This is a genomic window from Streptomyces sp. NPDC043726 (assembly GCF_056436565.1).
On the sequence record NZ_JBWKCI010000007.1, the window covers coordinates 218458 to 244963 of the forward strand.

Annotated in this window: 23 protein-coding genes and 1 tRNA gene; 5 read left to right on the top strand and 19 right to left on the bottom strand. The window is 70.1% G+C overall.

Annotated features, from left to right (window positions below; genetic code table 11):
- Positions 1-3 precede the first annotated feature (3 nt).
- Positions 4-1323 (bottom strand): ABC transporter substrate-binding protein, encoded by a 1320-nt coding sequence (locus tag AC068Z_RS21650; protein ID WP_478557770.1) that lies wholly within the window; start codon positions 1321-1323, stop codon positions 4-6.
- A gap of 656 nt (positions 1324-1979) precedes the next feature.
- On the opposite strand from AC068Z_RS21650, the gene AC068Z_RS21655 reads away from it, so the two are divergent.
- Positions 1980-3035: a LacI family DNA-binding transcriptional regulator gene (locus tag AC068Z_RS21655; RefSeq protein WP_478557773.1), complete on the top strand. Its 1056-nt coding sequence runs from the start codon at positions 1980-1982 to the stop codon at positions 3033-3035.
- A gap of 19 nt (positions 3036-3054) precedes the next feature.
- Here AC068Z_RS21655 and AC068Z_RS21660 read toward each other — a convergent pair whose 3' ends face one another.
- From AC068Z_RS21660 to AC068Z_RS21685, 6 genes are all read right to left on the bottom strand, one after another.
- Entirely contained in the window at positions 3055-3342 is a 288-nt protein-coding gene (locus AC068Z_RS21660; RefSeq protein ID WP_478557776.1) for a hypothetical protein, read from the bottom strand.
- A gap of 57 nt (positions 3343-3399) precedes the next feature.
- A complete protein-coding gene (locus tag AC068Z_RS21665) occupies positions 3400-3879 on the bottom strand; it encodes a GNAT family N-acetyltransferase (protein ID WP_478557779.1) in 480 nt (159 codons plus the stop codon).
- A gap of 76 nt (positions 3880-3955) precedes the next feature.
- Positions 3956-4028 (bottom strand) — tRNA-His (locus AC068Z_RS21670).
- 113 nt (positions 4029-4141) lie between these two features.
- Positions 4142-4744 (bottom strand): oligoribonuclease, encoded by a 603-nt coding sequence (gene orn / locus AC068Z_RS21675; RefSeq protein ID WP_478557782.1) that lies wholly within the window; start codon positions 4742-4744, stop codon positions 4142-4144.
- Positions 4745-4859: 115 nt separating this feature from the next.
- Complete coding sequence (locus AC068Z_RS21680) at positions 4860-6083, bottom strand: helix-turn-helix domain-containing protein (protein WP_478557785.1); 1224 nt, start codon at positions 6081-6083, stop codon at positions 4860-4862.
- 377 nt (positions 6084-6460) lie between these two features.
- Complete coding sequence (locus tag AC068Z_RS21685) at positions 6461-6775, bottom strand: hypothetical protein (RefSeq protein ID WP_478557787.1); 315 nt, start codon at positions 6773-6775, stop codon at positions 6461-6463.
- A gap of 316 nt (positions 6776-7091) precedes the next feature.
- On the opposite strand from AC068Z_RS21685, the gene AC068Z_RS21690 reads away from it, so the two are divergent.
- Positions 7092-7619 carry a universal stress protein gene (locus tag AC068Z_RS21690; RefSeq protein ID WP_031114250.1) on the top strand — a complete coding sequence of 176 codons (528 nt, stop codon included), beginning with the start codon at positions 7092-7094 and terminating at the stop codon, positions 7617-7619.
- A 150-nt stretch (positions 7620-7769) separates the two neighbouring features.
- A complete protein-coding gene (locus AC068Z_RS21695) occupies positions 7770-8336 on the top strand; it encodes a GPR1/FUN34/YaaH family transporter (protein WP_478557791.1) in 567 nt (188 codons plus the stop codon).
- Between the two features lie 145 nt (positions 8337-8481).
- Here the strand turns inward: AC068Z_RS21695 and glmS are convergent, their stop codons facing one another.
- Complete coding sequence (glmS, locus tag AC068Z_RS21700) at positions 8482-10299, bottom strand: glutamine--fructose-6-phosphate transaminase (isomerizing) (RefSeq protein ID WP_451721500.1); 1818 nt, start codon at positions 10297-10299, stop codon at positions 8482-8484.
- A gap of 14 nt (positions 10300-10313) precedes the next feature.
- Positions 10314-10571: a hypothetical protein gene (locus AC068Z_RS21705; protein ID WP_478557796.1), complete on the bottom strand. Its 258-nt coding sequence runs from the start codon at positions 10569-10571 to the stop codon at positions 10314-10316.
- A 175-nt stretch (positions 10572-10746) separates the two neighbouring features.
- On the opposite strand from AC068Z_RS21705, the gene AC068Z_RS21710 reads away from it, so the two are divergent.
- Complete coding sequence (locus tag AC068Z_RS21710; protein WP_478558610.1) at positions 10747-12306, top strand: purple acid phosphatase family protein; 1560 nt, start codon at positions 10747-10749, stop codon at positions 12304-12306.
- 1 nt (position 12307) lies between these two features.
- On the opposite strand, the gene AC068Z_RS21715 is transcribed toward AC068Z_RS21710, so the two are convergent.
- Entirely contained in the window at positions 12308-13195 is an 888-nt protein-coding gene (locus AC068Z_RS21715; RefSeq protein WP_478557799.1) for a DUF4429 domain-containing protein, read from the bottom strand.
- A gap of 165 nt (positions 13196-13360) precedes the next feature.
- On the opposite strand from AC068Z_RS21715, the gene AC068Z_RS21720 reads away from it, so the two are divergent.
- Positions 13361-14884 carry a beta-N-acetylhexosaminidase gene (locus AC068Z_RS21720; protein ID WP_478558613.1) on the top strand — a complete coding sequence of 508 codons (1524 nt, stop codon included), beginning with the start codon at positions 13361-13363 and terminating at the stop codon, positions 14882-14884.
- Between the two features lie 119 nt (positions 14885-15003).
- On the opposite strand, the gene AC068Z_RS21725 is transcribed toward AC068Z_RS21720, so the two are convergent.
- The 9 genes from AC068Z_RS21725 to AC068Z_RS21765 all read right to left on the bottom strand — a co-directional run bounded on the left by AC068Z_RS21725 (position 15004) and on the right by AC068Z_RS21765 (position 26497).
- Positions 15004-16776 carry an IucA/IucC family protein gene (locus AC068Z_RS21725; protein ID WP_478557802.1) on the bottom strand — a complete coding sequence of 591 codons (1773 nt, stop codon included), beginning with the start codon at positions 16774-16776 and terminating at the stop codon, positions 15004-15006.
- Positions 16773-17315: a GNAT family N-acetyltransferase gene (locus AC068Z_RS21730; protein WP_478557805.1), complete on the bottom strand. Its 543-nt coding sequence runs from the start codon at positions 17313-17315 to the stop codon at positions 16773-16775. The genes AC068Z_RS21725 and AC068Z_RS21730 overlap by 4 nt, the downstream gene beginning before the upstream one ends.
- Positions 17312-18595, bottom strand: a complete 1284-nt coding sequence (locus AC068Z_RS21735; protein WP_478557808.1) for a lysine N(6)-hydroxylase/L-ornithine N(5)-oxygenase family protein — start codon at positions 18593-18595, stop codon at positions 17312-17314. The genes AC068Z_RS21730 and AC068Z_RS21735 overlap by 4 nt, the downstream gene beginning before the upstream one ends.
- Complete coding sequence (desA, locus tag AC068Z_RS21740) at positions 18579-20021, bottom strand: lysine decarboxylase DesA (RefSeq protein WP_478557811.1); 1443 nt, start codon at positions 20019-20021, stop codon at positions 18579-18581. Before desA ends, AC068Z_RS21735 begins: the two co-directional genes overlap by 17 nt.
- 174 nt (positions 20022-20195) lie before the next feature.
- The gene (locus AC068Z_RS21745; protein ID WP_478557814.1) at positions 20196-21032 is read right to left on the bottom strand and encodes a siderophore-interacting protein; all 837 of its coding nucleotides are present in this window, start codon (positions 21030-21032) and stop codon (positions 20196-20198) included.
- A gap of 109 nt (positions 21033-21141) precedes the next feature.
- Complete coding sequence (locus tag AC068Z_RS21750) at positions 21142-22188, bottom strand: ABC transporter substrate-binding protein (RefSeq protein WP_478557817.1); 1047 nt, start codon at positions 22186-22188, stop codon at positions 21142-21144.
- A 201-nt stretch (positions 22189-22389) separates the two neighbouring features.
- The gene (locus AC068Z_RS21755; RefSeq protein ID WP_478557820.1) at positions 22390-23556 is read right to left on the bottom strand and encodes an acyl-CoA dehydrogenase family protein; all 1167 of its coding nucleotides are present in this window, start codon (positions 23554-23556) and stop codon (positions 22390-22392) included.
- A gap of 5 nt (positions 23557-23561) precedes the next feature.
- Positions 23562-24491, bottom strand: coding sequence for a hydroxymethylglutaryl-CoA lyase (locus tag AC068Z_RS21760; protein WP_478557823.1), 930 nt, complete (start codon positions 24489-24491; stop codon positions 23562-23564).
- Positions 24488-26497 (bottom strand): acetyl/propionyl/methylcrotonyl-CoA carboxylase subunit alpha, encoded by a 2010-nt coding sequence (locus AC068Z_RS21765; RefSeq protein ID WP_478557826.1) that lies wholly within the window; start codon positions 26495-26497, stop codon positions 24488-24490. Before AC068Z_RS21765 ends, AC068Z_RS21760 begins: the two co-directional genes overlap by 4 nt.
- Positions 26498-26506 lie beyond the last annotated feature (9 nt).

Below are 26506 nucleotides of genomic sequence, written 5' to 3' on the forward strand. Positions count from 1 at the left end.
GGGTCACTGGTCCAGGGCGTTGTCGATGGTCTTGACGGCGTTGTCCCATGCCTCCTTGGGCGACTTGCCCTGGGTCACGAGGACCACGCCGTTGTCGGTCAGACCCTGCTGGATGATCTGGTCCTTCGGGCCGATCGTCTGGACCGGGATGTTCTCCGCGGCCTCGGCGAAGATCGTGCCGATCGGCGCGTCACCGGTCATGTCGTTCTTCGCGCCGGTCACCTCGGACGACTCGTACGCCGCCGGGGTGCTCGGGAAGCTGCCCTGCACGCCGAAGAGCTTGGCCTGCTGCTCCGGAGCGGTCAGCCAGGCGGCCAGCTTCGCCGCCTCCTCCGTGTTCTTGCCGGACTTGGGCACGGTCAGGAACGAGCCGCCCCAGTTGCCGGACTTGGGCGCCTGGGCGATGTCCCACTTGCCGGCCGCGTCGGGCTTGGACTTGCCCTTGATGTAGCCGAGCATCCACGGCGGGCAGGACATCGCGGCGAACTTGGAGTTGGCGATCGTGGTGTCCCAGGCGGGCTGGAACTGCGTCTGGTTGCCGATCAGTCCGGCCTCGGCGGCCTCCGCGGTGAGGTCGAAGGCGGACTTCACGGCCGGGTTGGTCTTGTAGATGACCTCGCCGGAGGAGTCGTAGAAGCGCTCCTCCTCACTGCTGAGGATCGCCTGGAGCATGCCGCCGGGGGAGTCCAGGAAGGTGGTGCCCTTGGGGCCCTTGGCCTTGTAGTCCTTGCCGACCTCGACGAACTTGTTCCAGTCACCGGCCCACAGCTGGCCGACCTCCTCGCGGTCGGTGGGCAGCCCGGCCTTCTCGAAGAGGTCCTTGCGGTAGCAGATGGCCATCGGGCCGACGTCCGTGCCGACACCGATCGTCTGACCGCCCTCGGTGGTGGCCTGCTGCCACTTCCACTCCAGGTAGTCGCTCTTCTTGCCGTACTTCGACAGGTCGAGCAGCTTGTCCGACTGGGTCTGGACGATCTCGGCGATGTTGCCGACCTCGACCATCTGGATGTCCTGGAGGCCGCTGTTGGTGGTGAGGTGGTTGAGGAGCGCGGGGTAGTAGTTCTCGTTGCGCTCGACGACCGTCTGCTGGATGTCGATGTTCGGGTGAAGCTTCTCGTACTCCTTGTACAGACCGGACTCCTCGAATCCGGCGGTGCCGAACAGCCCGAGGGTGATCTTGATCTTGCCGCCACCGCCGTCCGACGACGAGCTGTCGTCGCCGTCGTCGCCGTCGTCGGCACAGCCGGCCAGCAGCCCGGCGCCCAGCGACGCCACCGCCGCGAGGACAACCGCCTTACGGCGGATTCGGGTACGTGCTCGCATTGCGTCCTCCTGTTGCCCTGACGTGCCGACCCCCCGGCCAACTGCACTGTTGGGCCCGTTAGTTCTCGCTGCGGCTCGGGCGGGGAACGTGCGGGATGTGTATGTGTCAGGTACTGTGGGAGCGCTCCCACAAGTGATGTGTTGAAGAGTCGTCGGTCCGGGCGGGGGTGTCAAGGGCGCGGACAGCGCTATATCGCTTCGAGATGTTTCCTTAGCTGAATCCATGCCGCCAGGGGCTGGACGCGGAGACCGGGCGGCCGTTCGGTGAACGGGCGACCCTGACTCACTCGTTCCAGAGAGGGTGACCTGTTCGTATGCGCAGTGGCGAACCCGCGGCCGGCGTCCCGGGGCGCGCAGGCCTGGTTCGCGGGCCGGAACGGCTCCCGCGGCATTCGCGGACGCGGACGACACACCACAGCCAGTGGTGTCCGGAAGCAAGCCTGCCCACGATGGTGGCAGGCGGCTGACTTGTCGGGTCGTTCGGTCTCGGCGACGACGATCGGCGGAGCGCGGGGCGACCCGGTTCGACAGGAGCGGGGAAGAGGCTGCGCCGGACAGGACCGCGGCCAGGGACGGGACTGTTAAATTCCAGGCCAGTGACAGTCCGGCCGGCGACGGGGCAGGCCAGCGACAGGACACGGGGAAAGGCGGGGCCCATGGCAAGCCACGGAGCGCGGGGGCGGAGTGGTGGGCGTCCCACGCTCGAAGAGGTCGCCGCACGTGCCGGTGTCGGTCGCGGCACCGTGTCCCGGGTGATCAACGGCTCGCCCCGGGTCAGTGACGCCACCCGCGCGGCGGTGGAGGCGGCCGTCGCGGAGCTGGGTTATGTCCCGAACACGGCCGCCCGCGCCCTCGCCGCCAACCGCACCGACGCCATCGCCCTGGTCGTCCCCGAGCCGGAGACCCGGTTCTTCGCCGAGCCGTACTTCTCGGACATGCTGAAGGGCGTCGGCGCCGAACTGTCCGACACCGAGATGCAGTTGCTGCTGATCTTCGCGGGCAGCGACCGTGAGCGGCGCCGGCTCGCGCAGTACCTCGCCGCGCACCGGGTCGACGGGGTCCTGCTGGTCTCGGTGCACGCCGACGACCCGCTGCCCGATCTCCTCGCCCAGCTGGAGATCCCGGCCGTCATCAGCGGCCCGAGATCCGCCGGAGAGACGCTCACCTCGGTGGACTCCGACAACTACGGCGGCGCCCGCCAGGCCGTGGAGCACCTGCTGTCCCGGGGCCGCCGCGAGATAGCCCACATCACCGGCCGCCTCGACGTCTACGGCGCCCAGCGCCGCGTCGACGGCTATCGCGACGCCCTGAAGGACGCGGGGCGCGCGGTGGAGGACGGGCTGATCGAGCCGGGGGACTTCACCGAAGAAGGCGGCCGCCGCGCGATGGCGGCTCTGCTGGAGCGGCATCCCGGACTGGACGCCGTCTTCGCGGGCTCGGACGTGATGGCGGCGGGCGCCCGCCAGGTGCTGCGCGAGCGGGGCCGCCGTATCCCCGAGGACGTGGCGCTCGTCGGCTACGACGACTCCGCGATCGCCCGCCACATGGAGCCGCCGCTGACCAGCGTGCGGCAGCCCATCGAGGAGATGGGCCGCCGGATGATCGACCTCCTGCTGGAGGAGATCGCCGACCGCCGCCCGGCCGTCTCCCGGGGCCTGGAGCGCCGGCAGGTGGTCCTGGCGACGGAACTGGAGGAGCGGGCGTCGTCCTGAGGCGCCGGGGCCCGTGCGGTCAGCGGTGCCAGCCCCTGCGCGGTCGCCGCGCGGGCCGTTCCGTGTGGTGGGTGATCAGCCAGGCGGCGCCGAGCAGGACCAGGCCCGTCAGCCAGACCACGATCACCAGCCAGGTGTCGATCACGGTGCCGGCCTCCTCGGCGTTCGGGCAGACCTCGCCGACGCAGGTGGGGTCGTCCCCCTCGGCCGCGTCCAGCGCGACCACCAGCCACAGCAGCATCGCCAGGTTGAAGGCCAGGATCAGCCACGTCAGCAGCCGCCATCGATGAACACCCTGCGACCCCATGGCGAGCCTCCCAGCCTCATGACCGGCTCCTAAGCCGACCATACGCCTCACCTGCGGTTACGGCCCGAGCCGCCAGCGGATCTCGCCGTCCTGCCGCTCCTCGGTCGGGGTGAGTCCCGCGGCCCGCGCGACGGCGGCGGAGGCCGCGTGGTCCGGGTGGACATGGGCGACGACCGTGGGGACGGTGAGGTGTCCGACCAGCGCCCGTGCCGCCTCCGCGGCCAGACCGCGGCCCTGCCAGCGGGTGCCGACGATCCAGGCGATCTCCGCGGCCTCGGCGGTGACGGTGGCCTGGACGGTGCCCACCAGACACCCCTCGGCGCGCAGCCGCAGCACCCAGTTGCACCAGGTGACCTCCGGGTCCGGGGAACCGGCGACGAGCCGCTCGTAGCGGGCGCGCAGCGCCGCAGGGCTCGCGGGGGAACCGCCGATGAAGTCGTGCAGCGCCGGGTCGGCGAGTACGGCGGCCATCTCGTCGGCGTGCTCGACGCGCAGGGGCAGCAGGTCGAGGCGGTCGGTGCGCAGGGGTTCGGTCATCCCGGGAGCGTATGCGCGGGTCCCTGAAACGCATTCAGCCGGTGACCCTCGTAAGAGGGTCACCGGCTGAACTCAGGGTGAGTGACGGGACTCGAACCCGCGGCATCCTGGACCACAACCAGGTGCTCTACCAGCTGAGCTACACCCACCATGACCGGCGGTTTCTGGTGGTTCACCGACCGGCCGAGAAAAAGTGTACAGGGTCCGAAGGGGTGCTCGCGCCCGCCTTTCGCGGGGCCCTGTTCCGGGGCCCCGCGCACCGCTACTGAGCAGGCAGGACGTGCTTCGCGGCGATGGCCTTGGCGGTCTCGGAGTCCGGTCCCGGCTGGGGGACGAACACGGCCTCGCGGTAGTAGCGCAGTTCCGCGATGGACTCGCGGATGTCGGCGAGGGCGCGGTGGTTGCCGTTCTTCTCGGGGCTGTTGAAGTACGCCCGCGGGTACCAGCGGCGGGCCAGCTCCTTGATCGAGGAGACGTCGACGATGCGGTAGTGGAGGTAGTCCTCCAGCGTCGGCATGTCCCGCAGCAGGAAGCCGCGGTCGGTGCCGACGGAGTTGCCGCACAGCGGGGCCTTGCCGGGTTCCTTCACGTGTTGCCGTACGTACGCCAGGACCTGGGCCTCGGCGTCCGCCAGCGTCGTACCGCCGGCGAGCTCGTCGAGCAGACCGGACGCGGTGTGCATCTGACGCACCACGTCCGGCATCGTCTCCAGGGCCGCGTCCGGCGGCCGGATGACGATGTCCACACCGTCGCCGAGGATGTTCAGCTCGGAGTCGGTGACGAGGGCGGCAACCTCGATGAGCGCGTCGTCGGACAGCGAGAGGCCGGTCATCTCGCAGTCGATCCACACCATGCGATCGTTCATGCGACCACCCTAAAGCTGACGTGAGCATTTGTGTCGCCCCGTGTCAGCTCGGGGCCCACGGCAAAACGCCGGACGGGCTGGTCCTGCCCGTCCGGCGTTCTGGAGGTCCGTCAGCTCACGACCCGCTGCGCTGTCCCGGCAGCGTGGCGCGCGCGATGTACGCCTCGCGGCCGTTCTCCGCGGCGGCCGCGGCCAGGGCCTGGCCCACCGAGCTGGTCGCCGGGGTGCGGCGGGCCTGCAGCGGGACCGGTCCGGGGTCCGGGTGGAGCGTGGGCGTCGGGCCGGGGGCGGTGTCGGCGTCCACCGTCGGCCGTTCGCCCTGGGGCCGGCGGGCCCGGTACGCGGCCCGGTACGCCGCCGGGGACGACCCGAGCTGGCGGCGGAAGTGACCGCGCAGCGCGACGGGGGAGCGGAAGCCGCACCGGCCCGCCACCTCGTCCACCGAGTAGTCCGACGTCTCCAGCAGGCGCTGTGCCTGGAGGACCCGCTGGGTGATCAGCCACTGCAGCGGGGCCGAACCGGTCAGCGAGCGGAAGCGGCGGTCGAAGGTGCGGCGCGACATGTACGCCCGTGCCGCCAGCGTCTCCACGTCGAACTGTTCGTGGAGGTGCTCCAGCGCCCAGGCGACGACCTCGGCGAGCGGGTCGGCGCCGATCTCCTCTGGTAAAGAGCGGTCCAGGTAGCGCTCCTGGCCTCCCGTCCGGCGCGGGGGGACGACCAGTCGGCGGGCCAGCGCGCCGGCCGCCTCGTTGCCGTGGTCCGTCCGCACGATGTGGAGGCAGAGGTCGATCCCGGCGGCCGTACCGGCCGAGGTCAGGACGTCTCCGTCGTCCACGAACAGCTCTCGCGGATCCACGTGCACCGACGGATAGCGCTTGGCCAGCGTCGGCGCGTACATCCAGTGGGTCGTCGCGGGGCGCCCGTCCAGCAGGCCCGCCGCGGCGAGGACGAAGGCGCCGGTGCACAGCCCTACGATGCGGGCGCCCTCCTCGTGTGCCCGGCGCAGCGCGTCGAGCGCTTCCTCGGGCGGTGGTGAGGTGATCGAGCGCCAGGCCGGTACGACGACCGTCCCCGCGCGTGAGATCGCCTCCAGGCCATGTGGCGCGCTGAGTTCCAGTCCGCCCGTGGTGCGCAGCGGGCCTTCCTCGCCCGCTGACACCAACAGGCGGTAGCGCGGTACGCCGGCGTCCTGGCGGTCGATTCCGAACACCGACAACGGTATGGAACTCTCGAAGATGGGGCCGCCGCTGAACAGCAGCACCGCGACGATCTCCTTGCGGCGTCGCCCGGAGAGTTTCCGGGCCGCGGCTTCCGGCGCGGCAGTGGAGTCGTGGCTCATACTGCTAAGCCCCCCTCGGTGGTCGCGGCTCCTCGGTTGTGTCGCTCCTGCACGTTTCCCCTCGGTCCTGCACGAGTCCCCCGCCGTAGACAGTCAAGATCGAATCTACTGTGTCGCGTCGCGCCGCAGTGGCCGGTTCGCCACTCGGCACATTGTCGACTTGGCAACTTGGCGTGAAGCATTCGATCACGAAGCGTTGCACTCCCGGGCGGTGCAGGGAAGTGCGCCTTGTCGCAGTGGCCAATCCGCGTAGGGTGCGCGGCACCCCCGAGACCCTTTTCGTGCAGGTCGAACGGGGGTTGGGGGGTGGTTCGGGCAAGGGATGCGCGGTTCCCGGAAGTTGGCTGAAAAGAAGCGCCTGAGGGCATGAAAACCGGTCAGCCGCCCGGTGTATTTCCCCCGGAGTGGCGTCCGCCTCGCCGGGAGCCCGTGCCGGTCCGGTGCCGGCGCCCGCGAGGGGGTGCGGGGGAGTCGGGTTCCTCGGCGAGCAGCCGGGCCGCGCCGCGCTCGGACCGGCGCAGCAGCACCCGGCAGACCGCGGTGACGGCGGCGAGCCCCAGGGCGGTGCCGGCGGCGCCGGCGAGGGAGGTGCCGTACCAGAGGAGGACGACGGGGACGAGGACACAGGAGAAGGCCGCCCAGCGGACCACGTCGGTGGTGGTGTCCGTCTCCTGGGGGTGCTGTCCGGACATGCGTGCTCCCGGTGTCGGTGGCTCACCGGGATCAACGCGTCTTCGTGCGGTCGGTCACTGTGCGGCCGTACGAGCGCCGCCGGGCCGTCGTACGTGAATCCTGTACGAACCGCCTGTACAGCGCAGCAACCATTGCGTTACGGGCGCACCCTCGTGCATGCTCCCTGGAACCCCCGCGGAGCGCATCGCGGGATCTGGGCTAAGGAGGCGTGCCGCCGTACCCTTGGGGGTATGGGGTTGGGAAGATGATTCCCGGACACAGCTCCGACCGCACCTGTCGACCCACCCACACAAGGATCACAACGCCGAGACAGCCATGGCCGGTCACGAATTCTTCGAACCCGCGGACCGCAAGCGGCCCGTCGCCGACCCCACGGCGGCCGAGCCCCTGGCGGCGGAAGAGCCACGTCATTCCTGCGACCCCGCCTTCAAGCACGGCGTCGTCGTCGGATTCGACGGCTCCACCTCCAGTGAGCGCGCCCTCGCCTACGCCATCGGCATGGCCCACCGTTCCGGCTCCGGCCTGATCATCGTGCATGTCGCCAACCGGCTGCCCACCACGGTGTGGGCCGGCTGCGAGCCGCCGGTCTTCGTGGACGTCCCCGATCACCGCACCGAGGTGCTGGGCCTGGAGCTCGCCTGCGCGGACTATCTGGCCGAGGTGCCGTGGATCCTCGTCGAGCGCGGCGGTGACATCTGCCACGAGCTCGAGGAGGTCGGCCGCGAGTACGAAGCGGACGCCATCGTGGTGGGGTCCACGCACGGCATCGTCGGCCGGATCTTCGGCTCCGTCGCGGGGCGGCTCGCCAAGCGGGCGCAGCGGCCCGTCGTTGTCATTCCGTAACTCACCGTTGTCCCAGGTGAGATGCGCCGTTGGCGCACTCTTCCGCCTCTCCCCAACGCATAAATCTACTGGCGCGTAGAGGTGTTTGTGCCTTTGTGAAGGGCATATATCGCTCACCGCACAACTGCACATGCATGAAGGGAGCCCGCCGTGGACAACGACGTCTCTGCGGGAAGCGGAATCACTACCGTGGTCGGCCGACTCGCCCTGGGAATCACCCTGTTGGCCTTCGGGCTGGGGTACACCGAGGTGATCGACGGTGTTTCGGCCGCTGACGCCGTATCAATCGCCCAGTACGTGGGTGGAGTTGCCCTCTTCGTCGCCGGTCTGATGGCCTTCCGGGACGGGGACTCCGTCGGTGGGACGGGGTTCGCCGTACTCGGCGCTCTGTGGTTCACCTGGGCCGTGTCCGCCGACAGCCAAGTCTCCGCCAACGCGGCCGGGTTGTTCCTGCTGCTGTTCGCCCTGGTGGCGCTGTCGCTCACGCTCGCCGGTGGGGACCAACTCGGGCAGGGCGCGTACGGGTTGTTCTTCGTCGCTCTTCTTCTGCTGTCCATCTCGATGTTCGCCGAGAACGACGGGCTGGCGAAGGTCGGTGGGTGGTTCGCCGTGGCCGCGGGGGCTGTTGCCTGGTACGCGGCGACTGCGGCTCTGGCCCACTGGCCGACCTCGGTTCCGCGGCGCGCTGCCGGTAGAGGCGTGACGGCCACCGGTTAGCTGCGCAGGCTGGGGAGTTGGGCCCTCCCCGGCGACTGGAAGGCCCCCCGCGTGAATGGTGGCATCACGTGGGGGGCCTTCTTGCTGTGTGGCCTCTGCGGGTCTGTGGGGGTTGCTCGCGCAGTTCCCCGCGCCCCTGAAAGCCTTACTCCACCGTCACCGACTTTGCGAGGTTCCTGGGCTTGTCGATGTCGCGGCCCAGGGTCAGGGCCGTGTGGTAGGCGAGGAGTTGGAGGGGGATGCCCATCAGGATGGGGTCCAGCTCGTCCTCGTTCTTCGGGACGACGATCGTCTGGTCGGCCTTCTCCTGGTCCTGGTGGGCCACCGCGAGGATCTTGCCGCTGCGGGCCTTGATCTCCTCCATGGCGGCGCGGTTCTTCTCCAGGAGGTCGTCGTCGGGGACGATCGCCACCGTGGGCAGGGCCGGCTCGATCAGGGCCAGCGGGCCGTGCTTCAGCTCGGAGGCGGGGTAGGCCTCCGCGTGGATGTAGGAGACCTCCTTGAGCTTCAGGGAAGCCTCGCGGGCGACCGGGTAGCCCCGGACGCGGCCGATGAAGAGCATCGAGCGGGCCTCGGCGTACTCCTGGGCCAGCTTCTTGATCTCCTCCTCCTGCTCCAGCATCTCCGCGATCTGGGCGGGGAGCTTGCGCAGGCCCTCGATGATCCGCTTGCCGTCGCGGACCGAGAGGTCACGGGTGCGGCCGAGGTGGAGGGCGAGCAGCGCGAAGGCCACCGTGGTGTTGGTGAAGCACTTCGTCGAGACGACGCAGACCTCCGGGCCCGCGTGGACGTAGATGCCGCCGTCCGCCTCGCGGGCGATCGCGGAGCCGACCACGTTCACGATGCCGAGGACCCGCGCGCCCTTGCGCTTCAGCTCCTGGACGGCCGCGAGGACGTCGTACGTCTCACCGGACTGGGAGACCGCGATGTACAGGGTGTCCGGGTCCACGACCGCGTTGCGGTAGCGGAACTCGGAGGCCGGCTCGGCGTCCGCGGGGATGCGGGCCAGCTCCTCGATCATCTGGGCGCCGATCATGCCCGCGTGGTACGAGGTGCCGCAGCCGAGGATCTTCACGCGGCGGATCCGGCGCGCCTCGCGGGCGTCCAGGTTGAGGCCGCCGAGGTGCACGGTGGAGAAGCGGTCGTCGATCCGGCCGCGCAGTACGCGGTCCACGGCCTCGGCCTGCTCGTGGATCTCCTTGTGCATGTACGTGTCGTGGCCGCCCATGTCGTAGGAGGCGGCCTCCCACTCGACGGTGGTGGGCTCCGACGTGGTGCGGGTGCCCTCCGTCGTGTACGTGCGGAAGTCGTCGGCCTTGAGGGTGGCCATCTCGCCGTCGTCGAGAGTCACTATCTGCCGCGTGTGGGCGACCAGGGCGGCGATGTCCGAGGCGACGAACATCTCCTTCTCGCCGATGCCGAGGACGACGGGGGAGCCGTTGCGGGCGACCACGATGCGGTCCGGGAAGTCGGCGTGCAGGACGGCGATGCCGTATGTGCCCTCGATGACGCGCAGCGTCTCGCGGACCTTGTCCTCCAGCTTCTCCGCCTGGGACCGGGCGATGAGGTGGACGAGGACCTCGGTGTCGGTCTCGGAGAGGAACTCGACGCCGTCCGCCTCCAGCTTGCGGCGCAGGTCGGAGGCGTTGTCGATGATGCCGTTGTGGACGACGGCGACCTTGCCCTCGGCGTCCAGGTGCGGGTGGGCGTTGACGTCGGAGGGGGCGCCGTGGGTGGCCCAGCGGGTGTGGGCGATGCCGGTGGTGCCCTTGAAGCGCGCCGGGACCTTGGCCTCCAGGTCGCGGACCCGGCCCTTGGCCTTGACCATCTTCAGGGCGGGCGCCTTGGGGGAGGAGACGACCACACCGGCCGAGTCGTAGCCGCGGTACTCCAGTCGCTGCAGGCCCTCCAGCAGCAGGGGCGCCACGTCACGCTTGCCGATGTATCCGACGATTCCGCACATGTATACAGATATCCCTAGCCGTAGACGATCCGGCGCAGCTGCCGGAGCGAGAGCTCCGGCGGGGCCACCGCCCGGTATTTCAGGTCCGCCTCGATCCGTTCGAAGATCTCCGTGTTCACCAGGCCCTGGGACTGGAGTTCACGGTGGCGGCGACGGACGAACTCCTCGGTCGTCTCGTCGAAGTAGGCGAGCACGTCCTGGATCACGCGCAGCGCCTCACCCCGGCTGAGGGGCGTGGACCGCGTCAGATGATCTACGAGTTCGTCGTGCACCCGGTAGATCCTGGGGTACCGAGGACTCTTTCGCAAGAATCCTGCCCGATTTCGGGCAAGGGCGTGTCAAAGGCCTTTGGAACAGTTATGGGACGCCCATGGGCGTTCGTTGGGCGGTTGTTCCTCGGGCGGATGTGTGTAGCGAGCAACTTGTGGCGCCATGGACATACCTCGTATGGGCGTACCCGAGCGGCTCGCCGAGCGCATGAGCATGGCCGAGCAGCACGAGTACCTGCACAGCCGGTTCTCCCGGCGCACGATGATCAGAGGCGGTGCCGTCACCCTCGGCGCCGTCGTGGGCGGCGCCTTCGTGCCGGGCGCCACCGCCCGGGCGGCCGTACCCACGCAGCGCACCGCGGCCGGGACCGTCGACGGCGCCCTTGTCGCCCCCTTCGGCCGCCACCTCGCCTACGGCGACGACCCGCGCACCGAGATGACCGTCTCCTGGCAGGTCCCGGTCGCCGTCACCAAGCCCTTCATCCGGATCGGCGCCCACCCCTGGGACCTCTCCCGGAAGATCGAGGCGGAGGTGCGCACCCTGCACACCCCGGCCGGTGTCGGCGCGAGCGGCGACCACACGCAGTACTACCTGCACGCCAGGCTGACCCGCCTCAAGCCGGGCCGGACGTACTACTACGGCGTCGGCCACGCCGGCTTCGACCCCGCCGAGCCGCGTCTGCTGGGCACCCTGGGCACCTTCACCACCGCGCCCGCCACCGCGCGGCCCTTCACCTTCACCGCCTTCGGCGACCAGGGCGTCAGCTATCACGGCCTCGCCAACGACAGCCTGATCCTCGCCCAGGACCCGGCCTTCCACCTCCACGCGGGCGATATCGCGTACGGCGACCCGGCGGGCCAGGGCAAGGCCTCCGACACCGGCTTCGACTCACGGATCTGGGACCAGTTCCTCGCGCAGACCGAGTCGGTCGCCAAGTCCGTGCCGTGGATGGTGGCGTACGGCAACCACGACATGGAGGCCTGGTACTCCCCCAACGGCTACGGCGGCGAGGAGGCCCGCTGGGAGCTGCCCGGCAACGGGCCCGACAGCCGGAACCTGCCCGGCGTGTACTCCTTCGTGCACGGCAACACGGCGGTCATCTCGCTCGACGCCAATGACATCTCGTACGAGATCCCGGCCAACCTGGGCATTTCCGGCGGAACGCAGACGAAGTGGCTGGAGGCGCGGCTGAAGGAGTTCCGGGCGGCGAAGGGCATCGACTTCGTCGTCGTCTTCTTCCACCACTGCGCCTACTGCACCTCCACCGCCCACGCCTCCGAGGGCGGGGTGCGGCAGGAGTGGGTGCCACTGTTCGAGAAGTACTCCGTGGATCTCGTCATCAACGGCCACAACCACGTCTACGAGCGCACCGACGTCCTCAAGGGCGGCGAGGTCGCCAAGAAGCTCCCGATCGGCGGCACGGCGTACCCCGAGACCGAGGGCGTGGTGTACGTGACGGCGGGCGCGGCGGGGCGCAGCCTGTACGCGTTCAGCGCCGGTGAGTCCTACGAGGGCCAGGTGAAGGACGACGACGCGGTGGCGTCCTTCGTCTGCGTCGAGGGCGGCCGGCAGAGCGAGACCGTCGCCTGGTCCCGGGTGCGCTACCTCGACTACTCCTTCCTGCGCGTGGACGTCACGCCCGCGCCGAAGGGGCGGACGGCCACGCTGCGGGTGCGGGGCATCGCCGAGACCGGCGAGGTCGTCGACCACTTCACGGTGGCGCGCACCGCGAAGTAGCTCACATCCGCTTCAGGATCGCCTGTTTGGCGAGGGTGAACTCCTCCTCCGTCAGGACGCCCGTGCGATGCAGCTCGCCCAGCTCCCGCAGCCGGCGCAGCAGCGCGTCGTGGTCGTCCTCGGCGGAGGAGGGGGCGGGCAGCTGCCGGGGCTCGTCCGGCTCCGGCTGTCGTACGTCGTCGGCGGCGGCCGCCGGATGCGGGAGCCGGGCCTGGACGGCCGCCGCGACCAGGGCCATCAGCGGGTCCTTCTTGAAGCCCCACAGCTCCACGGCGTTGGGGTCGTACTTGGGCGGGGCCTTGGTCGGGGCGTTGCGGACGGTGAAGCGCAGGTGGCCGTTCTCCAGGCCCGCGGCCGGATGCCACTCGACGCCGGTGATGTCCGTGAGGGCGAGCGAGCGGGCCCCGGCGGCGGCCTTGGCGTCCTCCGTCTTCCAGTTCCACTCCAGCCGGATCCGCTCCCCGTCGAAGCTCGCGGTGCCGTCCCCGGCGGAGACGGACAGCGGCACCGCCGGACCCGGCACGAGGTACTCGGAGACGGGGTCGGCCGGGACCTCGTCCAGCAGCAGGGCGTTGCGGACCTCGTCGGTGAAGTACTCGGCGACGCCGTACCGGCCGGGTTCGACGATCAGCTGGTAGGGGTCGTGGGGCTCGGTGAGCCGGCCGCCGGTGGCGTGCAGCAGCGGGTCGGCGCCGTCGCGCATGCGCAGCCGCAACCGCCCGGTCTTCTTGCCCTGTTCGAAGGAGATCCCCGCCAACGCGCCCAGCGGAACGACCAGTTCACCCAGCGTCTTGCGGAACAGGCTGACGTTCTTGTCCCGTCCGGGAGTCAGTCGCAATGCGTCGCCGTCGAAGACCCACGTGCCGTCCTTCTGGATGATTTCCGCCATGGGGTGGATTGTTCCACCTCACTCACGAGAGAGTGGTCCAGACCTTTTTGGGGCTCCATGGCTCATGGAAGGGACACGCTTGTGAGACACAGCCTGGTGAGACACAGCCGTGTGAGACGGCACCGCGGAACGCTTCGCCTGCTCGGTTCCCTGCTGCTGGTCGCGATGGCAGCCACCTCCGTCACGGGGGCCGCCCCCGCCGAGGCGGAGACACCCACCCCGCTCGACCGGGTGGTCCCCGCGCCCGCCTCGGTCGACCCGGGCGGATCCCCCTACCGGATCACCCGCGACACGCACATCCGCGTCGACGCGAACGGCGAGGTCCGGCGCGTCGGCCAGTACCTCGCGGACCTCCTCCGCCCCTCGACCGGCTACCGGCTGCCGGTCACCACCCATGGTTCCGGCATCCGGCTGCGGCTGGCCAAGGGCCCGTTCGGTGCCGAGGGCTACCGCCTCGACAGCGGCCGTAAGGGCGTCACCATCACGGCCGCCGCGCCCGCCGGGCTCTTCCACGGCGTCCAGACGCTGCGGCAGCTCCTGCCCGCAGCCGTGGAGAAGGACTCCGTGCAGCCCGGCCCGTGGCTGGTCGCGGGCGGCACGATCAAGGACAGCCCGCGCTACGGCTGGCGCGGCGCGATGCTCGACGTCTCCCGGCACTTCTTCGGCGTCGACCAAGTCAAGCGGTACATCGACCAGTTGGCGCTGTACAAGTTCAACAAGCTGCATCTGCACCTCAGCGACGACCAGGGCTGGCGCATCGCCATCGACTCCTGGCCGCGCCTCGCGACCTACGGCGGCTCGACCCAGGTCGGCGGCGGCCCCGGCGGCCACTACACCAAGGACGACTACCGCGAGATCGTCCGCTACGCGGCCTCCCGGCACCTGGAGGTCGTCCCCGAGATCGACATGCCCGGCCACACCAACGCGGCGCTCGCCTCGTACGCCGAGCTGAACTGCGACGGAGTGGCTCCGCCGCTCTACACCGGCACGGAGGTGGGCTTCAGTTCGCTGTGCGTGCCGAAGGACATCACGTACGACTTCGTGGACGACGTGATCCGGGAGCTCGCCGCGCTCACGCCGGGCCGGTACCTGCACATCGGCGGTGACGAGGCGCACTCCACCAGCCACGAGGACTACGTGAAGTTCATGGACCGGGTGCAGCCGGTCGTGGCGAAGTACGGCAAGACCGTGGTGGGCTGGCACCAGCTGACCGGGGCGAACCCCTCGCGGGGGGCTCTCGCGCAGTACTGGGGGCTGGACGGCACCAGTGCGGAGGAGAAGGCGCGGGTCGCGGCTGCGGCGCGGGCCGGGACGGGCCTGATTCTGTCGCCCGCGGACCGGGTGTACCTCGACATGAAGTACGACGCGAGCACGCCGCTGGGGTTGTCCTGGGCGGGGTACGTCGATGTGCGGCGGGCGTATGACTGGGATCCCGGGGACTATCTGGACGGGGTGCCCGCTACGGCGGTACGGGGTGTCGAGGCGCCGTTGTGGAGTGAGACGTTGGAGAACTCCGCGCACATCGAGTACATGGCGTTTCCGCGGGTTGCGGGGGTGGCCGAGCTGGGGTGGTCGCCGGCCTCGACGCATGACTGGGAGGGCTACAAGGTGCGGCTTGCTGCGCAAGGGCCCCGGTGGGATGCGTTGGGGATTGGTTACTACCGGGCGCCGGGGGTGCCCTGGTCGTGATCCGGCTTTCGGCCGGTGGGGGTTGAGCGCGCAGTTCCCCGCGCCCCTAGGTGGGATTTGGCTGACGGGCGCCTCGGGAGGACCGTACTCCTGAGGCGCCCGTCGGTCTTTGTGGGCCCTTATTTGTCTGCGATCGGGTTCTTCAGTGTGCCGATCAGTTGCAGCGCGCCCGCCGGGTCCGCCAGGTCCACCATCTGCTGGTTGTTGCGCAGCTGGAGGCGGTTGAGGCAGGACAGGGCGAACTCCGGGGCGAACATGTCGTACTGCTGGAACTTGTCCGCCAGTTCCGGCACCTTCTCCTGGTACGCGCGCGTGACCTCGGCGACCGTCCGCCAGAAGTCGTCCTCGCCGAGGATGCCCTCCGTGGCGAGGTTGGCCGCGAGGAAGCGGAAGAAGCAGTCGAAGACGTCCGTGAAGATGGACAGCAGCTTCTTGTCCTCGGGGACGTCCACGCGCAGCCGCTCGACCGTCGGCGGCAGCACCGCGTCCGGGTCCATGACCGCGATCTCCTCGGCGATGTCCTTGTAGACAGCGCGCTGGACGACACCGTCCTTCAGGACCAGGATCACATTCTCGCCGTGCGGCATGAAGACCAGGTCGTAGGCGTAGAAGCTGTGCAGCAGCGGCGTGAAGTACGCCGTCAGGTACCGCCGCAGCCACTCCGCCGGCTCCAGACCGGACTGCTCGATGAGCGCGCCCGCGAAGGACGCGCCCTCGTGGTCGACATGGACGAGGGAGGCCATGGTGGCGAGCTGCTCGCCGTCCCGGAGGGAGGCCACCGGGCTCTCCCGCCACAGCGCGGCCAGCATCTTGCGGTACGGCGAGTAGCGGTCCGTCGCCGCCTCGTACTCCAGGTGCCGGTAGCCGACCGCCGCGCGCTCGCGGATGATCGACAGGCCCGTCTCCTTGAGCACGGGGTCGTTCTCGATGAGCTGGGCGAGCCAGTCGTTGATGGCCGGGGTCGCCTCCATGTACGCCGCCGACAGGCCGCGCATGAAGCCCATGTTGAGGACGGACAGGGCCGTCTTCACGTAGTGCTTCTCGGGGTTGGAGGTGTTGAAGAAGGTCCGGATGGACTGCTGGGCCAGGTACTCGTCGTCCCCCTCGCCCAGGCACACCAGGTGCCCCCGGGCGACCTCGGCGGCGAAGGTGACCGCCAGCTTGTTCCACCACTGCCAGGGGTGGACGGGGATGAGCAGGTACTCGGCGGGGTCGTGACCCTGCTCGACGAGCCGCCGGTTGAAGCGCTCGACGGTGTCCTCGCCCAGCTCGTCCCGTACGAAGGACTCGTACTCCAGACCCACACCCGCCGTGAACGCGGCCCGCGACCGGTGCGCCGCCAGCCAGACCAGCCGGACGGGGTTCGCGGTCTCGGGGGCGTACGACAGGTACTCGTGGATCCCGAAGCCCAGCCGGCCGTTGTTGGCGACGAAGCAGGGGTGGCCCTCGGTCATCCCCGTCTCGATCTCCTGGAAGCCGCTCCTGGTGAGCTCGGCGACCGGGATCTGGGGCTTGGTGAGCTTGTAGCAGGTGCCGGAGAGGGTGGAGGAGACCTCCTCCAGGTAGACCGGCAGGATCGCGTCGCTCAGGCCGAGGGACTTCTTCAGCTCGATGAAGAAGTCCAGGGCGGCGAGGGGGAGGTCGACGCCGTCCCGATGACGGGAGATCGAGTCGGCGTCGACCTGCCAGTGGTCGAGGGCGCGGCGGACGGCGGTGAACCGGTAGCGGGTCAGACCGTCGTCGCTGCGCACCTCGAAGCCGCCGTCGGCGGTGGCCTCGGGCGTGATCAGCCGCTCGTGCGCGAACTCGGCGAGCGCCTTGCGGACGAGTTGGCGGTTGGCCGTCTCCCAGCGCTCGGGGGAGAGGTGGGCCACGCTGTCGATGAGGGTCACGCGGCCACCCCCGTCGCGGCCAGGAACTGCTCGCGGGTGCAGAAACTCAGCAATGCCTTCTTCTCCGGCTTCTGGATCTCCCGCTCCGGCACGAACCCGACGGCTTCGTTCAGGGCGTGCACGGCCTTGTTGGAGACGTCCGGCTCGACGACGACCCGGCGGACCGCCGGGTCCTCGAAGAGGTGCGCCATCACGGCGGTGATGACGGCCCGGGTGAAGCCGTGGACGGGCCGGTCGGTGGGCGGGGTCAGGAAGTGCATGCCGACGTCGCCGGCCTCGGGCTCGTAGAGACCGACCAGTTCGCGGTGGGCGGGGTCGTAGTGCTCCATGAGGAAGGCGGGGGCGCCGCGCTCGTCCAGGCCCAGCAGGGCGTGGTGGTGCTCGTCGGCCGCGATCTCCATGTAGGCGCGCTCGACGTCCTCCAGTCTGGCGTCCTGCATCATCCAGAAGGCCGCTTTGGGGTGGGTCACCCAGCTGTGCAGCAGCTCGGCGTCCTTCAGGGGGTCGAGCGGGCGGAAGGTGAAGGTGTGGGGGGTCATACGGCGAACTCCTGGAACGCGATGGTCTTCTCGACCGGGTAGTACTCGCTGCCGAGCAGCTCACGGATGATGCAGCTGTTGCGGTAGGCGCCCATGCCGAGGTCCGGGCTGGTGATGCTGTGGGTGTGCACGCCGGCGTTCTGCAGGAACACACCCCGGCCGGTCACGTCGATGGCGTAGTTGCGGGCGACGTCGAAGTTGCCGCGCGAGTCGCGGACGAGCCGGTCGCCGACGGGCTTGAGGAACTCCGGCTCGGCGTAGGCGTACCCGGTCGCGAGGACCAGGCCCTGCGTCTCGAGGTCGAAGTCCTTCTCCTGCTCCTCCTGGCGGAAGGACAGCGTGTACGTCCCGTTCTCGTACCGGGCGCTGTTCAGCGAGGAGTTGGTGAGCAGCCGGGTGGGGACCGGGCCGCCGAGGTTCTTCTGGTAGAGCAGATCGAAGATCTCGTTGACGAGATCGCCGTCGATGCCCTTGAACAGGCCTTTCTGCTGGGCGACGAGCCGGTAGCGGGTCGCCTCCGGCAGCGCGCGGTAGTAGTCGATGTACTCCGGGCTCGTCATCTCCAGCGTGAGCTTGGTGTACTCCAGCGGGAAGAAGCGCGGGGAGCGGGTGACCCAGTTCAGCCGGTAGCCGTGGACGTCGATCTCGGCGAGGAGGTCGTAGTAGATCTCGGCGGCGGACTGGCCCGAGCCGATGATCGTGATCGACTCCTTCTTCTGCAGCTCCCGCTTGTTCTGCATGTAGCGGGAGTTGTGGAAGAAGTCGCCGCCCAGGCCCTCGACGGCCGCCGGGTAGTGCGGCGAGGTGCCGGTGCCGAGGACGAGGCGCCGGGCGCGCAGGACGTCACCGGCGGTGGTCCGCACGACGTACAGCTCGGCGCCCTCGTCGTACGTGACCTCGCCGACCGTCGTGCCGAAGCGGACGCAGCTCAGCTTGTTCGCGGCCCAGCGGCAGTAGTCGTCGTACTCGACCCGCAGCGGGTAGAAGTTCTCCCGGATGTAGAACGAGTACAGCCGGCCTTTCTCCTTCAGGTAGTTCAGGAAGGAGTACGGCGAGGTCGGGTCGGCGAGGGTGACCAGGTCCGACATGAACGGGGTCTGGAGGTGGGCGCCGTCCAGGAACATGCCCGCGTGCCACTCGAAGTCGGGCTTCGACTCCAGGAAGACACCGTCGAGTTCGTCGATGGGCTCGGTCAGACAGGCCAGGCCGAGGTTGAAGGGGCCGAGCCCGATGCCCACGAAGTCGTAGGTCTTGTTCGTGGTCTCAGGAAGCGCGGTCAAGGGACTCTCCCAGGTACTGCTCGGCGTGGCCGGCGATCAGGTCGAGGACGGCGGCGATGTCGGCCGTCGTGGTCTCGGGGTTGAGCAGGGTGAACTTCAGGTAGTGGCGGCCGCTGACCTTGGTGCCCGCGACGACGGCGTCACCGGAGGCGAACAGGGCCTTGCGGGCGTAGAGGTTGGCGCGGTCGATCTCGGCCGGGTCGGTCACGGCGGCCGGGATGTAGCGGAAGACGAGGGTGGACAGGCTCGGCTCGACCACGACGTCGAAGCGCGGGTCGGCGGCGAGCAGCTGCCAGCCCTCGGCGGCCAGGTCGACGACCTCGTCGAAGAGCTGTCCGATGCCGTCGGCGCCCATCACGCGCAGGGTCATCCACAGCTTCAGCGCGTCGAAGCGGCGGGTGGTCTGGAGGGACTTGTCGACCTGGTTGGGGATGCGTTCCTGCACCATCCGGCGCGGGTTGAGGTACTCCGCGTGGTAGGTGGCGTGGCGCAGCGTGGCCACGTCGCGGACCAGCACGGCGGAGGAACTCACGGGCTGGAAGAAGGACTTGTGGTAGTCGACGGTGACCGAGTCGGCGCGCTCGATGCCGTCGATCCGGTCCCGGTACTTCACCGAGGCGAGCAGACCGCAGCCGTAGGCGGCGTCCACGTGCATCCAGGTGCCGTACTGCTCGCACAGTTCGGCGATCTCGGGCAGCGGGTCGATGGAGCCGAAGTCGGTGGTGCCGGCGGTGGCGACGACCGCCATGGGGACGAGACCGTCGGCGCGGCACCGCTCCAGCTCACGGGCGAGGGCGACGGTCTGCATGCGCTTGTCGTGGTCGACGGGGATGGAGACGACCGCGTCGCCGCTCAGGCCGAGGAGTTTGGCGGACTTCTTCACGCTGAAGTGGCTGACCTCGGAGGCGAAGATCCGCAGGGTGCCGAAGTCCTCGGCCTTGGCCTCCTCGCGGGCCAGCAGCAGCGCCTGGAGGTTGGACTGGGTGCCGCCGGAGGTGAACACGCCGTCGGCGGCGGGGCCGAGGCCGATGCGGGCGGTCGTCCAGTCGATGAGCTTGCGCTCGATGAGGGTGCCGCCGGCCGACTGGTCCCAGGTGTCCAGGGAGGAGTTGACGGCGGAGAGCACCGCCTCGCCGAGCACCGCCGGTATGACGACCGGGCAGTTGAGGTGGGCGAGGTAGCGGGGGTGGTGGAAGTAGATCGCGTCCCGGAGGTAGACGTCCTCCAGCTCGTCGAGGACGGCGGCGGTGTCGTGGAGCGGCTTGTCGAGGTCGATCGCGTCGATGACGGGGGCGAGGGAGTCGACGGTGACGCCGGTGAACGGCCGTTCGGTGGTGGCGAGTTTGGCTGCCACCCGCTCGATACCTTCGGTCACGGAGCGGCGGTACTGCTCCGCGGTCGTGTCATTGAGCAGGTGCGAGCGCATGGGGGAGTCCTCCGAGGGGAAGTCCGTGCGGGACGAAGGCGATGCGGGGTGGGGAGTGGGGTGCGACCGGTCGAGGGAAACGATCGATCAATTTAGGTAAGCCTAACCTAACTTCACCGTCCGGAGCGCGAGCGTGATCCCACCCCGCCCGTGACGGTGGTCACTTCCGTCGCGTCACTCGCCCAACTCGCGCAGCTGCTCCTCGGTCAGCCCGCGCCGCCAGTAGCCGACGAAGGTGACCCGGCGCCGGTCGATCCCGCGCTCGCCGACGAAGTGCCGCCGCAGCGCCTTCACGCACCCCGACTCGCCCGCGATCCAGACGTACGGGTGCTCGGCGGCCGGGAGTTGGGCGTCGCGCAGGGCGTCGAGGGCCATGGGGGACCCCTCGCCGCCGCGGTCCTCCTGGACCAGCCAGTTGATCTCGGCGTCCGCCGCGGTGGTCAAATCCTGGACGTCACCGGCGTCGTGCACCTCCAGCCAGACCCGGGCCCGGGTGCCGGCCGACAGCGACTCGACGATGGCACAGACGGCCGGTACGGCGGTGTCGTCTCCCCAGATCACCACGAGGTCGGTGTCCGCGGGCGGCCGGAACCGGATGGCCCGGTTGTCGGCGACGGCGGGCCCGATCAGTACGACCCGGTCCCCGGCGGCGGCCGTGGCGGCCCACCGGGAGGCGGGCCCGGCGGGCTCGTGCAGCACGAAGTCGATGTCGATCTCGTCGGGGTCCCGCCGCAGCGCGCGCAGGGTGTACGACCGCATCACGGCCCGTACGTCGTCCGGCAGTTCCCGCCACCCCTGCCACCAGCCCTCACCGAGCTCGATCGGCACGGCGGGCGCGTCCTGCCCGGGATGCGGCAGGAAGAGCGACAGCGACTGATCCTGCCCGTCGGAGTGGAAGTCGCGCAGCTCCTCCCCGCCGAACGTCACCCGGACCAGAGACGGACCGAGCCGCCGGGTCCGTACCACCTGGAGAGAGAAGAAACGGAACGCGACGGCTACGGTCGTGGACAAGGGGGTGCTCCTGGAAAAGGGGGAACTGTACCTGCCTAGGGGCGCGGGGAACTGCGCGACCAGCCCCAGCGGACCGTCAGTCGCCCGCGCACCCGAGCCACCCGAGAGATCAGGCGACCTTCTTCGCGTTCTCGATGGCCTCGGCGAGGTTGTCGAGAAGCGGCGTGCACTTGTCGTACGACAGGATCGGCTCGGGCGAACGCGCGATGACCTGACCCGCCTTCACGGCAGGCAGCTTCTTCCACGTGGCCTCGGTGATGTCGGCCGGCTGGATCGTGGAGGACCGGTCGTCCATCACGATGATGTCCGCGTCGTACTTGTCGACGTTCTCCCAGCTGAGCGCCTCGAACCAGCCGCCGCTCTCGGCCTTCGCCTTCTCCGAGGGCTCGATGAAGTTCACGCCGAGGGCCTTGAAGTACTCGAGGTCGATGGAGAAGTTGGTGCCGGAGACGTAGAAGATCGTCTCGGCGGCGGAACCGGCGAGCACCTTGATCTCGGGCTTCGCCTTGGCGGCGGCGCGCAGCCGGGCCGCGGCGGCCTCGAACTTCTTCTTGGACTCGGCGATCTTGTCGGACTTCATGTCCGCGCCGAGCGACTCGGCCAGCTCCCACATGCGCTGGAGCGGCTCGGTCATCTGGCGGTCGTAGACGGAGATCGCGACGTCCGGGGCGAGCTTGGCGATCTTGGGGGCCGACTCGACGGGCACGGACCACAGGGTGCCGGCGTCGTCGAAGGTCGTGGTGATGAGGACCTCGGGGGCGAGGGCCGCGTACTTCTCGATGTTCAGCTTGCCCCACTCGTTGCCGAGCACGGTGACCTTGCTGACGTCGAGGTCGCCGGCCTGCACGTCGGGCTTGCCGTCCGCGGTCGTGGTCGGGCCGAAGACGCCCTTGACCTCGATGCCGTAGTCGAAGAGGGCGGCGGCGACACCGGTGAACGCGACGATGTTGGTCGGCACCTTGTCGAGCTTCACGGTCGTACCGCGGTCGTCCTTGAACGTCCACGGGCCGGACTTCGCGGCAGCCGTCTCCTTGTCAGAGCCCTCGCTTTTCGCGTCGTCGTCGCCACAGGCTGCGAGCACGGCACCGAGGCCGAGGGCGCCGCCCGCGGCGAGGATGCCACGGCGGGTGAGGTGGGTGGCTCTGGCGTTGGACATGGGTACGCTGCTTTCGAACGATCTTGCGCGGGACAATTCGAAGGTAGGTTAGCCTAACCTCACCGTTTGTCCAGGGGTGGGTCCCTCTTCGGTGCCGCCTGTGCGACTCCCATGAGGTCCACATCGGCGCACAGCGAGGCCCAACTCCCTTGCGCGCAAAGGAGTTGGGCCGGCCGGATCAGAGGGTCCGCCGCTGTCTCACTAGCGCTGCGGCAGCCCCAGTTCGCGGGCGATCAGCATCCGCTGGACCTCGCTGGTCCCCTCGCCGATCTCCAGGATCTTGGAGTCCCGCCACATCCGGGCCACCGGGAACTCGTTCATGAAGCCGTAGCCGCCGTGGATCTGGGTGGCGTCGCGGGCGTTGTCCACCGCGATCGTGGAGGAGTAGAGCTTGGCCATGGCCGCCTCCCGCTTGAAGGGCTCGCCCGCCACCAGCCGGCTCGCCGCGTCGCGCCAGGTGACCCGGGCGGTGTGGGCCCGCATCTCCATGTCGGCGAGCTTGAACTGGATCGCCTGGTTGGCGCCGATCGGCCGGCCGAAGGCGTGCCGCTCCTTGGCGTAGCGCACCGACTCGTCCACACAGCCCTGCGCCAGCCCCGTCGCCAGCGCCGCGATCGCGATCCGGCCCTCGTCGAGGATGCGCAGGAACTGGGCGTAGCCGCGGCCCAGGGTGCCGAGGAGGTTGGCCCGCGGGACCCGGACGTCGACGAAGGACAGCTCACGGGTGTCGGAGGCGTTCCAGCCGACCTTCGAGTACGGCGGGGCCACCGTGAAGCCCGGGGTGCCCGACGGGACGATGATCGAGGAGATCAGGGGCGCGCCGTCCGTGGGGCCGCGGTCGGTGACCGCCGTGACCGTGACCAACCCCGTGATGTCCGTACCTGAGTTGGTGATGAAGCACTTGGTGCCGTTGATCACCCACTCGTCGGTCTCCGGGTCCAGTTGGGCCGTCGTCCGGGTCGCGCCCGCGTCGGAGCCGCCGTCCGGCTCGGTCAGACCGAAGGCGCCGAGGACCTCTCCCGAGCAGAGCCGGGGCAGCCATTCCCTCTTCTGCTCCTCGGTGCCGAACAGATGGATCGGCATCGCGCCGAGCGAGACGCCCGCCTCCAGGGTGATGGCCACCGAGGAGTCGACGCGGGCCAGTTCCTCCAGGGCGATGCCGAGGGCGAGGTAGTCGCCGCCCATCCCGCCGTACTCCTCGGGGAAGGGCAGCCCGAACAGGCCCATGCGGCCCATCTCGCGCACGATCTCGTACGGGAACTCATGGCGCTCGTAGAGGTCGCCGATCTTGGGCGCCACGACGTCGTGCGCGAACTCCTCCACCGTACGGCGCAGTTCTTCGAGCTCGGGGGAGAGCTTGTGGTCCATGGGGGTCACTCCTTGTGGGAGAGGGCTCGTACGGTGCGGGACGGGCTGGGGCGGCCCAGTCGGCCGGCCATCCACTCGCTTGTGGCGACGAGACGGCCGAGGTCGACCCCGGTGTCGATGCCGAGTCCGTGCAGCATCCACACAAGGTCTTCGGTGGCGAGGTTGCCGGTGGCGGACTTCGCGTACGGGCAGCCGCCCAGGCCGCCCGCGGAGGCGTCGACGGTGGTGACGCCGTGCTGGAGTGCCGCGTGGGTGTTGGCGAGGGCCTGGCCGTAGGTGTCGTGGAAGTGCACGCCCAGCTTCTCCACGGGCGTGCCCCCGCCGGTGAGTTCGGTGAGCAGCGCGCGGACGTGGCCCGGGGTGGCGACGCCGATCGTGTCGCCGAGGCTCAGTTCGTCGCAGCCCATGTCGAGCAGGGCGCGGCAGACCCCGACGACCTGCGGCACGGGCACCGCGCCCTCCCAGGGGTCGCCGAAGCACATGGAGAGATAGCCGCGCACATGGACGCCCTCGGCCTTCGCGCGGGCGACGACCGGCTCGAACATGGCCAGCGCCTCGTCGACCGTGCGGTTGAGGTTGGCCTTGGCGAAGGACTCGGTGGCGCTGGCGAAGACGGCGACGCGGGTGGCGTTCAGCGCGAGGGCACGCTCCAGACCGCGTTCGTTCGGCACCAGCACCGGAAGGTCCACCGGCAGATCGCTGACCTGGGGGAACAGCTCTTCCGCGTCCGCGAGTTGGGGCACCCACCTCGGGTGTACGAAGCTGGTGGCCTCGATCGTCGTCAGGCCCGCGTCGGCGAGGCGGCGGACGAACTCCGCCTTCACCTCCGTGGGTACGGTCGACTTCTCGTTCTGCAGGCCGTCGCGGGCGCCGACCTCGTGGATCCGGACGCGGGCCGGCAGGCCGCTCTCCGGGACGGTCATGGGGAGCGTCACTGGTCCTCCTCCGCGTCGGCGGGGGTGATGACGGCGAGCACCTGGTCCATGGCGACCGTGGTGCCCGGGGCGACGTCCAGTTCGGCGACCGTGCCGGCGTGCGGGGCGGAGATGACGTGCTCCATCTTCATCGCCTCCACCACCAGCAGGCTCTGACCGGCGCTCACCTCGTCCCCCACGGCGACCTTGACGACGGTCACGGTCCCGGGCATGGGCGCGGTGAGCGAGTCGGCCCCGGAGTGCGCGGCCCGGCTCAGCGACGCGGCCACCGGATCGTGGTCCCGCACGTGCCAGGCGTCGCCGTCCCGGCCCAGCCAGGTGCCGTCCGGCGAGGCGGCGAAGGTGTGGGTGAGGCCGTCGAGGGTGAAGGTGAACCGCTGCGCGTCCCACGCGCCCCCGGAACCCCGAAGCGGGGTCTCCCGGCCGGGCAGCAGCAGCTCGGTCCGCCCGTCGCGCGTGCGGCGCACCCGCACGGTCACCGGGTCGTGGCCCGGCACGTGCAGCGGGGTCGGAGTCCAGGCCGGCTCACCGCCCAGGCGCCAGCCGTCGGCCGCCGCGAACGGGTCGGCCCAGCCGTCCCCGTCGGCCGGCGTGAGTGCCGCCCGGCGCAGCAGCGCCGCGGCCGCGTACACCTCCACCGGCACCTCCGTCACCACCAGCCCGTCCACCTCGCGCTCCACGAGCCCGGTGTCCAGTTCCCCGGCCACCACCGCCGGGTGGGCCAGCAGGCGGCGCAGGAAGCCCGCGTTGGTCTGCACGCCCAGCGTCACCGTCTCCGCGAGGGCCGCGCGGAGTCTGCGCAGGGCCGTCGGGCGGTCGGGGCCGTAGGCGATGACCTTGGAGAGCATCGGGTCGTACAGGCTGCCGACCTCGGTGCCCTCGGTGAGCCCGGAGTCCGTGCGCACGCCGTCCCCGGAGGGCTCGCGCAGGCGCAGGACCGTGCCGCCGGAGGGAAGGAACCCGCGCGCGCCCTCCTTGACGGACACAGTCTCGGCGCAGATACGGGCCTCCACCGCGTGCCCGGTCAGCCGGACCTCGTCCTGGCCGAAGGCGAGCTTCTCCCCGGCCGCCACCCGCAGCTGCCACTCGACCAGGTCCAGGCCGGTGACCAGCTCGGTGACCGGGTGCTCCACCTGGAGGCGGGTGTTCATCTCCATGAAGTAGTACGCGGAAGGGTCGCCGCCCGGGACGATGAACTCCACCGTGCCCGCGCCGACGTACCCGCAGGAGCGGGCCGCCTCCACCGCCGCCCGTCCCATCGCCGCCCGGGTCTCCTCGTCGAGGAGCACGCTCGGCGCCTCCTCGACGACCTTCTGGTGGCGCCGCTGCAGGGAGCACTCGCGCTCGCCGAGGTGGACGACCTGGCCGTGGCCGTCCGCCAGCACCTGGATCTCGATGTGCCGGGGGCGGTCGATCCACCGCTCGACCAGGAGCGTGTCGTCACCGAAGGAGGCCGCCGCCTCGCGCCGGGCCGCCGCGATCTCCTCGTCCAGCAGGTCCAGGTCCCGGACCAGCCGCATGCCCTTGCCGCCGCCGCCCGCGCTGGGCTTCAGCAGCACCGGCGGGCCCAGCTCCCGGGCCGCCGCGGCGAGTTCCGGGTCGCGTCCGCCGGGGACGACCGGGACTCCGGCCGCCCGCACGGTCTCTTTGGCGCGGATCTTGTCGCCCATGAGGGCGATCGCCTCGGCCGGCGGTCCGATGAAGACCAGGCCCGCCTCGGCGCAGGCGCGCGCGAACTCGGCGTTCTCGGCGAGGAAGCCGTAGCCGGGGTGGACGGCCTGGGCGCCGGTGCGGGCGGCGGCCTCCAGCAGCGCGGGGACGGACAGATAGCTCTCCACGGCCGGCGCGGGACCGATCCGTACCGCCGTGTCGGCCTCCCGGACGTGCCGGGCGTCGGCGTCGGCGTCGGAGAAGACGGCGACCGAACGGACGCCGAGCGTGCGCAGGGTGCGGATGACGCGGACCGCGATCTCACCCCGGTTGGCGACGAGCACTGTGTCAAACATGGGTTGGGT